Origin of the sequence: Pseudotabrizicola sp. L79 (assembly GCF_036553525.1) — a bacterium.
GTDB lineage: Bacteria > Pseudomonadota > Alphaproteobacteria > Rhodobacterales > Rhodobacteraceae > Pseudotabrizicola.
In genome coordinates this window covers 138,779-152,202 of sequence record NZ_JAZHDA010000046.1, presented here as the reverse complement: position 1 = coordinate 152,202, position 13,424 = coordinate 138,779, and the positions used below count along the sequence as shown (strand labels likewise).

Genomic DNA, 13,424 nt, shown 5'->3' with positions numbered 1-13,424 from the left:
AGCTTTACCCCCGCTTAAGCTTGATAGGAAGTGAAATCCGGCAGAAAAGTGGCCGCCGCAGCGTCAGATGTGTCTGATTGCACAAGAAAATCTGACAAGGTGTTCACCCATCCCTTGGCATTCGTTCTCGGATTGGAAACACGGAACAAACCCTGAAAAACGGCTTGTCTTCAATGAAAACAGGCTGAATCCGCCGACTTTCGGAATGCCAACAAGGCAACGCTGCCACAGCCACACGCCCTAATTCGGAAACAATCCAAGACGGCTACCAGCACGTTAACCATGAGCACGAAATCGCCATAGTTCTGCCTCTTTGGGGCAAGCCATGTTCCCGATCCCGCACCAATCAGCGATGAAAAGGGCCTTTGTCCAAGAATTGACAAGATGGCATCCAGAATCAAACGAATCGAACCCCCGGCCCGGGGGCCAAGAATAACTTGATTCTTCAAAAGGTTCGGGGCTTTGGTACCCAAGGTCGGACTCGAACCGACAAGCCTTGCGGCGGCGGATTTTGAATCCGCTGCGTCTACCATTCCGCCACTTGGGCCCACGAAGCGCGGTTTATCCGCAGCGATGCGGCGCGTCAACTACCCTGCTGCACGCTTTACAAATTGTCTGCAGAAAAGGTGTCGCAATCCCCGATCTGGCCCGACCCCAGCCCTGTCAGAAACCAGCGTGACCGCTGCTCGGCACTGCCATGGGTAAAGGTGTGGGGCATGGGACGCTGGCCTGCGGCGCGCTGCAAGGTGTCGTCCCCGATCTGGCGCGCGGCTGTCACCGCCTCTTCGATATCGCCGCGATCAATCGTGCCAAACATCTGCGAGGCGTGACGCGCCCAGACACCCGACAGGCAATCAGCCTGCAATTCCACCCGCACCGACAGCGCATTGCTGTCTTGCGGGCTGGCACTGGCGCGCAGTTGATTGACCCGGCCCAGAATGCCCAGTTCGTTCTGAACATGATGGGCGATTTCATGGGCCACCACATAGGCTGCCGCAAAATCACCCTGCGCGCCCAAACGCCGCTCTAGCGTCACGAAGAAATCGGTATCCAGATAGGCCTTGCGATCCGATGGGCAGTAAAACGGCCCCGTCGCCCCATTGGCGCCCCCACAAGGGCTTTGCGTCGCCCCGCTGAACAAAACCAGCGTCGCCGGACGATAGGCCCGGCCCAACTGGCTTTGAAACAGCTCGGCCCAAACCTCTTCGGTGTCGGCCAGCGTTACCGAGACAAACGCAGCAGCCGCCTGATCTTCGGCGCTCAGCTCGCGCGGTTGGCTGGATTGGGGGCTGGACACATCTTGCAACAGCGGCGTGACATCAATGCCCAGAACATAGCCAATCAGCACCACCGCCAAAACGCCCAAGCCCCCAACGGCTGCGCCCCCGCGCGCAGGTTGGCCGCGGCGATCCTCGATGTTGCGGCTGCCCCGCCGTCCACGCCATTGCATCTGCTTACCCCTCACGCTGCACCGTCACCCCATAAAACCTATCGTGAAGCGTTTGGTTCCGCCAGCATCCTTGACCTTGCACCGTGCCCATGATGCAAGAGGCCAAATTCGAGGCTAAGGAAAACAGGCATGATCCGCGCCCTCTATGACTGGACCATCCGTCTGGCCGAACATCCCCGGGCGCTTTGGGCCCTGGCCGTGGTCGCCTTTATCGAAAGCTCGTTCTTTCCGATCCCGCCCGACATCCTGATGATCCCATTGATCCTGGCGGCACCCCACCGGGCCTTTCTGATTGCGGCCGTGGCCACTGCGGCCTCTGTGCTGGGGGGGGCCTTTGGCTATTGGATCGGGGCCGAGTTGTTCCAGCAGGTTGGCCTGCCCGTTCTGGAATTCTACGGAAAGACCGACAGCTTTGATACCTTCCGCCAGACCTATAATGACTGGGGGGCCTGGGCTGTGCTGATCGCCGGGGTCACGCCCTTTCCGTATAAGGTCGTCACCATCCTGTCGGGCAGCACAGGGCTTGATTTCTGGGTGTTCACAGTGGCCTCGGTTATGGCGCGGGGGCTGCGGTTCTTTATCGTCGCGGCCCTGCTGTGGAAATTCGGCGCGCCGATCCGCGATTTTATCGAGCGTCGCTTGGGGCTTGTGTTCACCGTCTTTATCGTGCTGCTGTTGGGCGGCTTTGTCCTGCTGAGGTATCTGTGATGCTGAACCTGACCGCGCGCCACCTGTCGTTGCTGGCTGGCCTTGGGTCAGCCGCCGTGCTGGCCGGGGCTTTCGGCTTTCAATATATCGGCGGCCTTGCCCCTTGCACCCTGTGCCTGTGGCAACGCTGGCCGCATGCCGCCGCCATCGTGATCATGCTGGCCGTGCTGGCCACGCGCCCCAGCCGCGGCTTGGCCCTGCTTGGCGCGGTGGCGGCCCTTGCCACGGCGGGAATCGGCATCTTTCACGTCGGCGTCGAACAGGGCCTGTGGGAGGGGTTGGCTTCTTGCAGCGGCGGCTCGATCGCAGGAATTGCGGTGGAGGATCTGCTGAACCCCAATGCCAATGTCGCGGCCCCCGTGCGCTGCGACGAAATTCCCTGGTCATTGCTGGGGATTTCGATGGCGGGCTGGAATGTTCTTGCCTCGCTTGGCTTTGCTGGCCTTTGGGCAATGGCCGCCTTCGCGCCAGCGCGCCAAGCCTGACGGTAGATCTGCCCCTAGGCCACGCTGCCCAACAAGGGCAGCGTAAACGAAAACGTGGTCCCCTGCCCCGGCTTGCTGCGATAGTCGATGCGGCCCCGGTGCGCCTCGACGATTTGCTTGGTGATGCTCAGTCCAAGGCCTGTGCCCCCAACCTTGCGGCTGTCGCTGGAGTCGAGTTGGGTAAAGGGTGCAAACACCCTGTCTTTTGACTTCTCATCCAACCCTTCGCCCTGGTCGCTGACCTCAATCACGGCTTGGCCCTGGTCAGATACCAGCCGCACGACGACTTCGGTGCCAGAAGGCGAGAATTTGGCCGCGTTGGATACCAGATTGCTTAGGGCCTGCTTGATCCGTGTCCGGTCAACCGGGGCCATAACAACACCATCGGGTTTGTCGAAACGAAGGACGCTCCCCAGTTTGCCAACATAGGGCTCGTTCACCTCGACTGCTTCCTGCACAAGACTGGTCAAATCCGTCTCGCTGCACTCAAGGCTCAGGTGACCTGCACTCGCCTTTTGCAGATCAAGCACCTGATCAATCAGCGTCTTCAATGTGCCCGAATTCCTCTGCGCGATCTCCAGCACCTTTTTCGGGCCTGTATCGACAGCCCCCAGCTTGCCCGACAGCGCAAGGTCCAGCGATGCACTGATCGAGGTCAGAGGCGTGCGCAACTCGTGGCTCATGGTGGACAGAAACGCAGACTTGGCGGCCAAGGCGGCCTCAACCTTGCGGTTTTGCTCTTCCAACTCTTTCAGCCTGTTCACGCCCTTGCGATACATGCTGAGGAAGATGCGCGCGCAATCCACGATGAAATAGGCAACAAAGACACTTGCAAACAACTGCACCCAGAGTTCCGACTGAATATCAGCGCCCGTCAGCACGATGTCCCGGATCGGGATGAACAGGAACGTCACGCCATAAATGCCCAACCGAATGGCCAACACCGAGACGATATAATGGTTGTTCATGGCTGCAAACACGCCCGCTGCGAACAAAAAGAACAGCGGCATGAAGTGCGAGCTTTGTCCCTGCAGAATGGAAATCCAGATCGCAAAGAAGCTGATGGTTCCGGCACTTGCAATTGTTCCGATGACAACAGCCCAGAAATGGCCAAGCTCAAGGCGCTGACCCGAACGCTTTTGCGTCAAGATGCTCCGAAACACCCAGCCGTCATACATCTCGGTAATCACGACCAGCAGCAGGTTCAGAAAGGCCAAGGGCAGACTGTAGTAGAAAGCCGCCAGCAGCAATGCGACGCCAAAGATGGTCTGGCGCTGCCAAAAGAGGCGTTGGCCGATTTCGGCATAATCTACAAGCTGCCCCTCGATGCAGTCATCCGTCTCAAACCAGACCCTGCCCTTGGCAAAGGCCAACCGAGCGCATCTCCCGACTGAGGCGCCTTGGCACTGGCCTTGTGGTCCGTTCGCCTGGATCTCTGTCACGGCAGATTGCTCCAATCTTAGGCTTATTAGTCACAACGTATGATTGTGCGCGCGAAAAAGGGAAAAATTGTGGCAAAACTCGCCACATGCGTGCATGAGTAATAAAAAGTTAAGATTCGAGCGAGGCAGCCATGCAACAAGTAAAGCCTCCGGTCCCAAGCCGGGCAGAGATGGTGTTTCCTGCAATACGGCCCGAAGGTACCCCTGCTCAGTCAATCAGAGCGGCCGACATGTCCGCCGACAGATTCACCCAGCGTGACCGCGAAAGCAGCATCGAAGCCACGGCTGACCGGGTGCTCAAGGCCACAACGCTGACCTTCATGAACCTGCACAAGCATGGTGATTTATTTGTTGATTTCATGCGCATGCGGCATGAAGTCTTCATCAAGGGCAAAGGCTGGGATCTGCCCACGATCGACGGTCTGGAGTTCGACCAATACGACACGGCCCAAGCAAAATGGATTGCCATTCACGGCTATGGAGAAGTGCTGGCCGGCATCCGCCTGCTGCCGACAACGTCCAAGGTCGGGTTGCACAGCTATATGCTGCGCGATGCCCAGCTTGGTCTGCTCGACAGCCTGCCGCGCGATATGCTGTTTTTTGACGCGCCGGTTTCGCCACTGATCTGGGAGGCAACGCGGCTGTTCATCAACCCGGACGTGCCGGCAAAACTGCGTTCGCAGATCCAGATCAAGCTGATGACTGAAATGGCCAGAGTCGCCCGCGAAGCAGGCGCAACCCATGTCATCGGCATCGTACCATCTGTTTTCCGGCGCTGGATGGCGCGCATCGGCATGACGGCCTCGCCGGTTGGGGCCGAGCAGGTGATCGACGGTGATAAGGTTTGTGCAGCCCTGTTCCCCGTCGCAGAGTTCGCTCACTAGGCCCGCCACGACAGGCGAAGAGATTCCCCGGCAAGGCACAACAATCAGGCTGCGGCGTTCATGGCATGGGCTTGCCACAATGCAACAACCTGTTCACCCAGCAGCATTGCGTCAAACGGTTTCGTGATCGTGCCGATCACTCCCGGCCCATCCAGTTCCTTCAGCTCTTTTTGGGTGGCCTTTGCCGTCAGAAAGATCGCCGGCGTCGAGGCGAACTTGGGAATCGCGCGCAGACGCTCAAAGGTTTGCGGGCCAGTCAGGCCCGGCATCATCACATCCAGCAAGAACACATCCGCTTCGGCGAATTCGGCTTCTTTGACAGCGTCTTCTCCACTTTCAAACTGCACCAGAACCAGCCCAGCGACAGTTTCAAGCGCAATCTGCACAAGCATGCGAATGTCTTGGCAATCATCGACATGAATGATCCTTGGTTGCTTCATTTCCGTGCGCCTTCTTTTTTCCTGAGATCCGGGCGGACGTAACCTCCGCCCGACACACTGGTCACACAACTAAGATTTTACCATCCAGGGTTGTTGTGGCGATATCATGGCATGACTGCCACGAGAGTATGATCTTTTCAGGCAACCTGACCGGCGCGGTATCTGTCCGACGCGCCAACTGGCAAGAAGAACTCTTCTGCGCCAGGGCCCTATCCATAAAGATCGAAAGACTTTTTTTCGCCTTGAGTCCGGCCAAGTTTCGTCGCGGTTCACTGGTGAGTTACATGGACAGCGATCAACTTGAGGAAGAAATGCCAAGCGACATCCCGACAGCCATGCCCTTTCTGGCCGCGCCACTACCACGCGCCGCCGTCTTGGCCAGAGGTTGCGGCAAGGCGCATCTTCGGATCAGCGACGATTGTTTAGCCATTAAATGCCAGCGTGCTGGTGCCGATTGAAAACCAAAGAGAGGATTTGCAATGCGCATCCTTGCCGTTGACGACGATCATGTAGTGCTGGATCTCTTGCGGGTGGTCCTTGAAGTGGCCAACGGCGCCGACTTGTGCCTGTTTGACACGCCAATGGACGCCTTGAATGTGCTGAATCGGCGGATTGCCAAATATGACTGCATCCTCCTCGACATCTCGATGCCCGAGATGGATGGGATATCCCTGTGCGAAAAGATCCGGTCGAACCCACGCTACAAAGACACACCGATCATCATGTTGACGGCAAAATCCGACATCTCCAGCATCAAGGCGGCCTTTGCTGCGGGGGCAACAGACTTTATCCAAAAGCCATTTGAAATCAATGCGCTGATGGCAAGAATTCGCATCGCAAACCAACTGAATGCCTCAAGAAACGAATTGCGCGCTCTGCAATACCGGACCAAGTTTGAACGCCGCAAACTGTCGGATTGGCAGACCGGAACGCTGAACCCGATCGCCCTGCGCCCAAACGGCGTGCATCTTGCGCCGGATCACGCGGCCCCCAAGACATCGGCCAAAGACAGCCAAGGCAAGTCCGTGTCACATTTGACACGAACTGGTCTGGTCAAACTGTTTTCCCAAGATCTTTCCGAATTGTCCGAACATCATCTGCACCGCGTGCGCAAACGGTCCTGACAAGCCAAAGAGACCAAAGGTCAAGCATAGGTTGGCGCCACCTCTCGGATTGAGTTGACCGAAGTTCAGACGCTGATATGGCCCCCACCGCTCTTTGGCATTGTCCGGACCGGCAGTTTGGCCTTTGTCATATGAATACAGCCGGTCGCAAGCCCGATCATACTATGCCTTACGGCCAAGTTGACGGGTGAACTGCAAGAGCAGAGTGGCAACGGGGAAAAGCATTCCTTGCCTCGTCATGCCCCCCGCGCAGACAGATTTCCCCGCAGGCCGGCGACACGATGGCGCCACGCCACTGGTCGCAAGCAGCGCCGGATCAATGCTCGGTGGCCGCTAGAAATTCACGCGATCTCCACCTTTCAGCGCAAGAATATCGCGGGCCTCATCTGGGGTCGCAACAGTGCAGCCCAGATCTTCGACGATGCGTCGGATCTTGGCAACTTGTTGCGCATTGCTTTCGGCAAGCTTGCCGCGACTGATGAACAAGCTGTCTTCCAAGCCCACGCGAATATTGCCGCCCATCTGGCTTGCGCTGGTTGCCAATGACATCTGCGCCCCGCCCGCCCCCAAGACGGACCAGCGGTAGTTATCTCCAAAAAGCCGGTCCGCAGTCCGCTTCATGAAGATAAGGTTGTCAATCTCGGGACCGATGCCGCCAAGGATGCCAAAAATGAACTGGATGAAGATAGGGGCCTTGAACAGCCCTGTGTCCATGCAGAACTTCAGGTTGTAAAGATGCCCAACGTCATAACATTCATGCTCGAACTTGATGTCATGCGGGGCAAGGGTTTCTGCCGCCTCACGAATATCGCGAAAGGTGTTGCGAAAGATATTGCCTTCCGACCCTTCGACATAAGCCTTTTCCCAATCGAACTTCCAATCCTCATAGCGTTTGGCCAAGGGATGAAACGAGAAATTCATCGACCCCATATTCAAACTGCACATCTCGGGTGAGAATATTGTCGCAGGTTTGACGCGGTCAGCGATAGACAACGTCAGGCTTCCGCCGGTCGAGATATTCACCACCGCATCCGTCGCCTGCTTGATCCGCGGCAGAAAGGCCGCGAAATCGTCAGTATCGACCGACACTCCGCCATCATGGGCGCGGCGCGCATGAAGATGCAGGATCGAAGCCCCCGCTTCGGCGGCATCCACCGCTTGTTGTGCAATGTCATCCGGCGTGTAGGGCAGCGCGTCTGACATGGTGGGGGTGTGGATCGCACCGGTGATGGCACAGGTGATGATGGTCCTTTGTTGTCTGGCCATGCTCAGACGCCTTTCTTTGGGTCGGGGGCGACAACGCGGTAGCCCAAGGGAAACAGTTGAAGATCGAAACGTGCGCGGATCAGGCCCCAGATGCCCTTGGGCGCCTTGAGCATGATGACGATCGCGACAAAGCCAAGGATGATCAGATAAGCGGTGCCCAGATCTGCCAGTGTCTCGCGCAGCGCAAAGAACACCAGCGTGCCAATGATCGGGCCTTCGATCGTGCCGATCCCACCGATGACCACGATAAAGATCATAAAAGCCGTCCAGTCATTGACGCTAAAGGCGGCATCTGGCGAAATTCGCAGCTTTTGCAGGAAAATCAACGCACCAACGGCCGAGGTCAGGGCCGCTGTGACCACATAAACCACGAACTTCGCACGCCAAATGTCGATGCCAAGCGAACGTGCCGCCAGTTCATTGTCGCGGATCGCGGTCAGGGCCAACCCTTTGCGAGAGCGCAAGAACAGATAAACCGCCGCAACCACCAGCACCGCAGCACCAAGAGCGAGCCAATAGCTGATCGCCTCGCGCCCGTCCTTGTTGGCCGCCAGCGATTTGACCACCGACACCGGCAGCGACGAGCCAGAGCCACCGCCCAATGAAGAAATCTGAGCAAATGACAACCTAAACACCTCGGCGATCACCCAAGTGCCAATGGCGAAATAGGCCCCGCGCAGGCGAAAGATCAGCAAGGCCGTCGGCACTGCGATCAAAGCGCCCAAGACCCCCGCAGCCCCAATGGCTGCAAGCGGTGACAATCCCGCAGAGATGGTCAAGGCAAACAGCATATAGCCGCCAAAGCCGACATAGGCTTGTTGCCCGACAGAAACGAGGCCTGCATAGCCTGCCATCAGGTTCCACAAACTGGCCAGTGCGAGATACAGGCAAATCTCACCGATCAGCCGCAGATCGGCGCTGCCAGCCCACCAAGGGGCCGCTATCAGCGTAAGCACGATGGCTGCGGCGCCCCCACCTGCGATCCGCGCGGCGTTGGAACTGCGTGTGACGGTATGGGTCATGCCGAAATCCTTGGAAACAGGCCGTTCGGGCGGAGGGCAAGAATGATCAGAAAGGTGATATGACCAGCCAAAAGCTGCCATCCGGGATCGACCTTGGCGCCAAGTGTCTGCGCCACCCCCAGGATAACACCGCCTGCGAGAGTGCCCCACAGATTGCCAAGCCCGCCAATGATCACCGCCTCAAAGCCGAAAATCAGCCGCCCGCCGCCAATGGAAGGGTCAAAGCTGGTGCGGATACCCAGCAAAATCCCCGCTAAAGCCGTCACTGCCAAGGCCAACGCCATTGCCAACCCGAAAATATGGCGACGGTTCAGGCCCATAAGCTGCGCAATGTCCTGATTGTCTGACACCGCGCGAAAAGCACGACCAAGGGCGGTGTGATAAAACACCCATTGCAGGCCCCAGATCACAGCAATCGCCACGCAAAAGGTCAACAAGGGCAAAACCCCCAGCGACAGGCCCGCCACCGACACACTTGCCGTCTCTAGCGGGCCTGCATTGATCTTTTGTGGGTCGGCCGTATAGATAGCAAGCAGGCCGTTTTGCAGGATCACTGAAAGCCCAAATGTGACCAGCAGCGGCGGCAGCAGGTCGTCGCCCAGCGTGCGGTTCAGCACAACCCGTTGCAGCACATAGCCAAACAGCGCCATCACAGGCACAACAACCAGAAGTGCCAGCAATGGATGCAGGCCAAGCACCGACACCACAGTCAGCCCCAGATAGGCCGCCAGCACGATCAGATCTCCATGCGCGATATTGACCAATCGCATCACACCAAAGATCAGCGACAGACCGGCCGCAAACAGCGCATAAAGCCCGCCCAGCAAGGTGCCTTGCACGACAGCATTTGCCCATTCCATACTTATTCCATTCCAAAATAGGCGCGGGAAATTTCGGCCCGCGACACGGCCCCCGACACACCTTCCAAAGACACGCGGCCTTCTTGCAGGCAGTAAAGCCGGTTCGAGACCGAAAGCGCCTTGGTGATGTCTTGCTCGACAATCAGCGCGCTCATCCCCTCACCGATGATGCCAGGAAGGGCCGCGTATATGTCTTTGATGATGATCGGCGCGAGGCCAAGGCTGATCTCGTCAAACAAGATCAGGTCCGGATTTGCCATCAACGCACGGCCAATAGCCACCATCTGCTGCTGCCCGCCCGACAGCGATGTTGCAGGCACGGCGCGGCGCTCGGCCAAGATCGGGAACAGCTTGAACACAGCTTGCACATTCCACGGGCCTTTGCGCCCGATTTGCCCTCCAATGATCAGGTTTTCCTCGACCGACAACGAGCGGAACAGCTGCCGCCCTTCTGGCACCAAGGCGATCCCCGTCGCGGCCACTTGATCCGCGCGCAATCCGCTGATGTCGTTGCCGCGATAGCGGATCTGCCCCGCGCCGTTCGCCATCAGCCCAGAGATCGAGCGCATGAGAGTGGTTTTACCTGCCCCGTTCGCGCCGATAATGGCCAGAACTTCGCCCGCCGCAACGGTCATATCCACACCGTAAAGCGCCTGAAAGTCGCGGTAGTGGGCATTCAAGCCTTTGATTTCCAGAATGGTTTCAGGCATCGGCTTCGATCCCCAGATAGATTTCCTGCACCTGTGGGCTAGCCATGATCTCCTTAGGCTCGCCCTCGGCGATCTTTTTTCCAAAGTCGATGACGATCAGACGATCCACTACCGCCAAAAGCGCATGCACCACATGCTCGATCCAGATGATCGAGACGCCCGTGGCATGAATTTCCTTGATCGTCTGCACCAGCGACCGGCATTCGCCTTCGGTCAGCCCACCGGCGATTTCATCCAGCATCAACAACTTGGGCTTGGCACAAAGCGCGCGGGTCAACTCCAGCCGCTTGCGTTCCAGCAAGGTCAGCCCCCCAGCCTGCACATTGGCCTTGGGCAACATCTGGGTCTGCTCCAGCACCTCAAGGCACAGACGTTCTGCCGCGCGTCCCGTCAGCCCAGCCGCCTGCGTCGCGGCAACCATAGCGTTTTCATAGACGCTCATGCCCGAGAACGGTTGCGGCACTTGAAAACTGCGTGCCATTCCCGCACGGCACCGGGCCGCCGCCGAAAGCTTGGTTACATCACGGCCATCAAAGACCACCCGTCCCGAGTTCGGCGCCAAGGTGCCCGTAACCAGATTGAACATAGAGGTCTTGCCGGCCCCGTTCGGCCCGATCACCCCAAGGGCTTCGCCCCGGTGCAAGCTATAGCCTAGCCCATCGGCCACCGTGATCGAGCCAAAGGATTTGGTCAGGTTATCAAGCTGCAAGAACGCAGTCACATCTGCTTCCCTTCAGAAAAGAGCGAGGATGGGCGGCGCGGTTGCACGCCGCCCTCACGGATCACAGCAAGATCAACTCGCCCGTCTTCGGGATGTCGGGAGCTGCAGAATTGGCCACGATCTTCAGATCGAACTTGTCGCCTTCACGTTGCCACTGGCCCGCGACCAAAGGCGTTTTGGTGACGTTATTGATCGGACCATTAGACCAATCGACCGGCCCCACGATGGTATTCAGCTTGGTCGAGGCGATCGCGGCCACGATAGAGCTTGCATCCTCTAGGTCTTCAGCACGCTTGACCACATCCGAGACGACTTCGAACAGCGCGTGTTTGAAGCCGATGGGTTGTGTCCAGGGCCGCCCTGTCGCAGCGACATAGCCTTCAGCCAGATCTTTGGCGCTGGCTCCGGTCAGCGAGGACGAGAACGGATGGTTCGGTGACCACCAGACCTCTGAGCTTAGCCCATTGCCGCGTTCCCCAAGCGACTCGATCACCGAAGGGAACAGCAGCGCCTTGCCGATGGTGACGATCTTGGGCGCAAATCCCTGTTGTGCTGCCTGCGCCCAGAAGGTCGCGAAATCGGGCGCGATCATATTGCCCGTCACAATTTCGCAGCCCGCCGCCTTGAAAGCCGCGATCTGGTTGGAGAAGTCATCCGACAGCGGCTGATAACGGCCCGGATCTGTCAGCGTATAGCCTGCCGCCGCCAAGGGTTTGGGCAGCCCCAATTCCGCGTCGCCCCAAGCGTTGCCATCTGCGTCGTTGGGGAACAGCCCCCCGACGTTCTTGGTCACGCCCGAACCGCCCCACATGTCAAGAAAGGCGCCAATCACATCTTCCAGCCCCCAGAAGAAATGATAGGTGGATTGGAACCCCTGCCCCGGAACGCCGTTGCGACCGAAGAAATAGGGCTGCCATGGGCAATCCGTGGTGATACATGGAATTTCGTTGATTTCGGCCTGATCCGCTACCGGGTTCACCGTGTCAGGGGTCGAGGCAGCAAGGATGATGTCCACCTCGTCGCTCAGGATCAGGTCGGCGGCGACTTCTGCCGCGCGGTTGGGGTTGGACTGGCTGTCTTTGGCAATGATTTCAATGGCCCAAGACTTGCCGTTGTTCTCGATCCCTCCCGCAAAGGCCTGATTGATCGCGGCCAGAACATGGTCGTCCGCCTCGGAAAAGCTGGCCAGCGGGCCAGTGCGTGGGCTGACAAGACCGACCCTAAGGGTCGGTGTCGCCGCATAGGCGCGCGTGGCCCGCAACAGAGCGGGAGCGGCCAAACTCGCGGCCCCCGCCATCATAAAGCCGCGCCGCGAAGTTATGGTTTTCATAGCGTAGTCCTCCCGTTTATCGCTCAGCCTCCCTGCCAAGCAATTGCTCTAGTCCATCAAGATCCCGTCGAGTCGTTTAAGGTGACGCGCAACCCGCAATCGCACGTCATTCGCCTGGACATCGGTCCATTTGCGAAAGCCTTCCCCAGTCTTCATGCCAAGCTTGCCGTCGGACACCAGCTGCTTCAGATACGGTGACGGGCCTTTGCGGCTTTCAAGATCGAAAAGCACGTTTTCGTGGATATCCAGTGTCAGATCTGTGCCAACCAAATCCGCATTCTCCAGCGGCCCCAGCACCGCAAGCCTGCGCCCGAAGCTGGCCTTGATCACGGTATCGACCGCTTCGGCATCGCAGATGCCGTTTTCGACCAAACTGATTGCCTCGCGCCACAGCGCATGTTGCAAACGGTTGCCGATAAATCCCGGCACATCCTTGGCCACCAGAACCGGCGTTTTTCCCGCGTCGGACAGCAGATCCATCATGTCGGCCGCGACACTCGCTTCGGTCCATTCGGTCTTCACCACTTCGACCAGCGGGATCAGGTGCGGCGGGTTCCACCAATGCGTCCCAAGTGCGCGGGCCTTAAGCCGCAGGTTCGCCATGATTTCAGTGATCGGCATCACCGAGGTATTTGACGCCAGAATGCAGGCTTCAGGCGCATGCGCTTCGATCTCGGCAAAGATCTTGCGCTTGAGATCCAGCTTCTCCGGGGCGGCCTCGAACACCACCTCGGCCGCACGAACGGCCCCGGCAGTCGTATCAAAAATCTCTATTCTTTTCAGTGCGCGGGCGATTTCAGCCTCACTCAGGCCCATTGCCGACATGCTGGAACGAATGCGGGCCGGAGCAGAAGTGCGCGCCTCTGGAAAGGGGTCGGTCAGAGCAACATATTGGCCGGCACGGGCCAGCGTCAGGGCGATTCCGTGACCCATCAACCCAGCACCAATCACAGCAATCTGGCGATTTTTGGCTGTCATATCA

General features: G+C 58.4%; 15 protein-coding genes and 1 tRNA gene. 5 read left to right on the top strand and 11 right to left on the bottom strand.

Features of this window, described 5'->3' with window-relative positions; translation table 11 throughout:
- Positions 1–463: 463 nt before the first annotated feature.
- Positions 464–547 (bottom strand) — tRNA-Leu (locus tag V3C85_RS09105).
- Positions 548–604: 57 nt separating this feature from the next.
- A complete protein-coding gene (gene ypfJ, locus V3C85_RS09100; protein WP_331794772.1) occupies positions 605–1,450 on the bottom strand; it encodes a KPN_02809 family neutral zinc metallopeptidase in 846 nt (281 codons plus the stop codon).
- Positions 1,451–1,579: 129 nt separating this feature from the next.
- On the opposite strand from ypfJ, the gene V3C85_RS09095 reads away from it, so the two are divergent.
- Positions 1,580–2,158 carry a YqaA family protein gene (locus V3C85_RS09095; RefSeq protein WP_331794771.1) on the top strand — a complete coding sequence of 193 codons (579 nt, stop codon included), beginning with the start codon at positions 1,580–1,582 and terminating at the stop codon, positions 2,156–2,158.
- Between the two features lie 8 nt (positions 2,159–2,166).
- Positions 2,167–2,643, top strand: a complete 477-nt coding sequence (locus V3C85_RS09090; RefSeq protein WP_331795266.1) for a disulfide bond formation protein B — start codon at positions 2,167–2,169, stop codon at positions 2,641–2,643.
- 14 nt (positions 2,644–2,657) lie between these two features.
- Here the strand turns inward: V3C85_RS09090 and V3C85_RS09085 are convergent, their stop codons facing one another.
- Positions 2,658–4,016 (bottom strand): sensor histidine kinase, encoded by a 1,359-nt coding sequence (locus V3C85_RS09085; RefSeq protein ID WP_331794770.1) that lies wholly within the window; start codon positions 4,014–4,016, stop codon positions 2,658–2,660.
- A gap of 239 nt (positions 4,017–4,255) precedes the next feature.
- On the opposite strand from V3C85_RS09085, the gene V3C85_RS09080 reads away from it, so the two are divergent.
- Positions 4,256–4,969, top strand: coding sequence for an acyl-homoserine-lactone synthase (locus tag V3C85_RS09080; RefSeq protein ID WP_331794769.1), 714 nt, complete (start codon positions 4,256–4,258; stop codon positions 4,967–4,969).
- Positions 4,970–5,013: 44 nt separating this feature from the next.
- On the opposite strand, the gene V3C85_RS09075 is transcribed toward V3C85_RS09080, so the two are convergent.
- Complete coding sequence (locus tag V3C85_RS09075) at positions 5,014–5,409, bottom strand: response regulator (protein WP_331794768.1); 396 nt, start codon at positions 5,407–5,409, stop codon at positions 5,014–5,016.
- A gap of 128 nt (positions 5,410–5,537) precedes the next feature.
- On the opposite strand from V3C85_RS09075, the gene V3C85_RS09070 reads away from it, so the two are divergent.
- Together V3C85_RS09070 and V3C85_RS09065 are read left to right on the top strand one after the other, a co-directional pair.
- Complete coding sequence (locus V3C85_RS09070; RefSeq protein ID WP_331794767.1) at positions 5,538–5,867, top strand: hypothetical protein; 330 nt, start codon at positions 5,538–5,540, stop codon at positions 5,865–5,867.
- A 21-nt stretch (positions 5,868–5,888) separates the two neighbouring features.
- The gene (locus tag V3C85_RS09065; RefSeq protein WP_331794766.1) at positions 5,889–6,533 is read left to right on the top strand and encodes a response regulator; all 645 of its coding nucleotides are present in this window, start codon (positions 5,889–5,891) and stop codon (positions 6,531–6,533) included.
- Positions 6,534–6,866: 333 nt separating this feature from the next.
- Here the strand turns inward: V3C85_RS09065 and V3C85_RS09060 are convergent, their stop codons facing one another.
- The 7 genes from V3C85_RS09060 to V3C85_RS09030 all read right to left on the bottom strand — a co-directional run bounded on the left by V3C85_RS09060 (position 6,867) and on the right by V3C85_RS09030 (position 13,420).
- Positions 6,867–7,799, bottom strand: coding sequence for a 3-keto-5-aminohexanoate cleavage protein (locus V3C85_RS09060; protein WP_331794765.1), 933 nt, complete (start codon positions 7,797–7,799; stop codon positions 6,867–6,869).
- 2 nt (positions 7,800–7,801) lie between these two features.
- Entirely contained in the window at positions 7,802–8,821 is a 1,020-nt protein-coding gene (locus V3C85_RS09055) for a branched-chain amino acid ABC transporter permease (RefSeq protein WP_331794764.1), read from the bottom strand.
- Positions 8,818–9,681, bottom strand: coding sequence for a branched-chain amino acid ABC transporter permease (locus V3C85_RS09050; RefSeq protein ID WP_331794763.1), 864 nt, complete (start codon positions 9,679–9,681; stop codon positions 8,818–8,820). Before V3C85_RS09050 ends, V3C85_RS09055 begins: the two co-directional genes overlap by 4 nt.
- A gap of 2 nt (positions 9,682–9,683) precedes the next feature.
- On the bottom strand, positions 9,684–10,391 hold the full coding sequence (locus V3C85_RS09045; protein WP_331794762.1) for an ABC transporter ATP-binding protein: 708 nt from the start codon (positions 10,389–10,391) through the stop codon (positions 9,684–9,686).
- Positions 10,384–11,112 carry an ABC transporter ATP-binding protein gene (locus V3C85_RS09040; protein WP_331794761.1) on the bottom strand — a complete coding sequence of 243 codons (729 nt, stop codon included), beginning with the start codon at positions 11,110–11,112 and terminating at the stop codon, positions 10,384–10,386. The genes V3C85_RS09045 and V3C85_RS09040 overlap by 8 nt, the downstream gene beginning before the upstream one ends.
- Before the next feature lie 61 nt (positions 11,113–11,173).
- On the bottom strand, positions 11,174–12,442 hold the full coding sequence (locus V3C85_RS09035; RefSeq protein WP_331794760.1) for an ABC transporter substrate-binding protein: 1,269 nt from the start codon (positions 12,440–12,442) through the stop codon (positions 11,174–11,176).
- Positions 12,443–12,490: 48 nt separating this feature from the next.
- Positions 12,491–13,420, bottom strand: a complete 930-nt coding sequence (locus V3C85_RS09030; RefSeq protein WP_331794759.1) for a 3-hydroxyacyl-CoA dehydrogenase family protein — start codon at positions 13,418–13,420, stop codon at positions 12,491–12,493.
- Between the last annotated feature and the right edge of the window lie 4 nt (positions 13,421–13,424).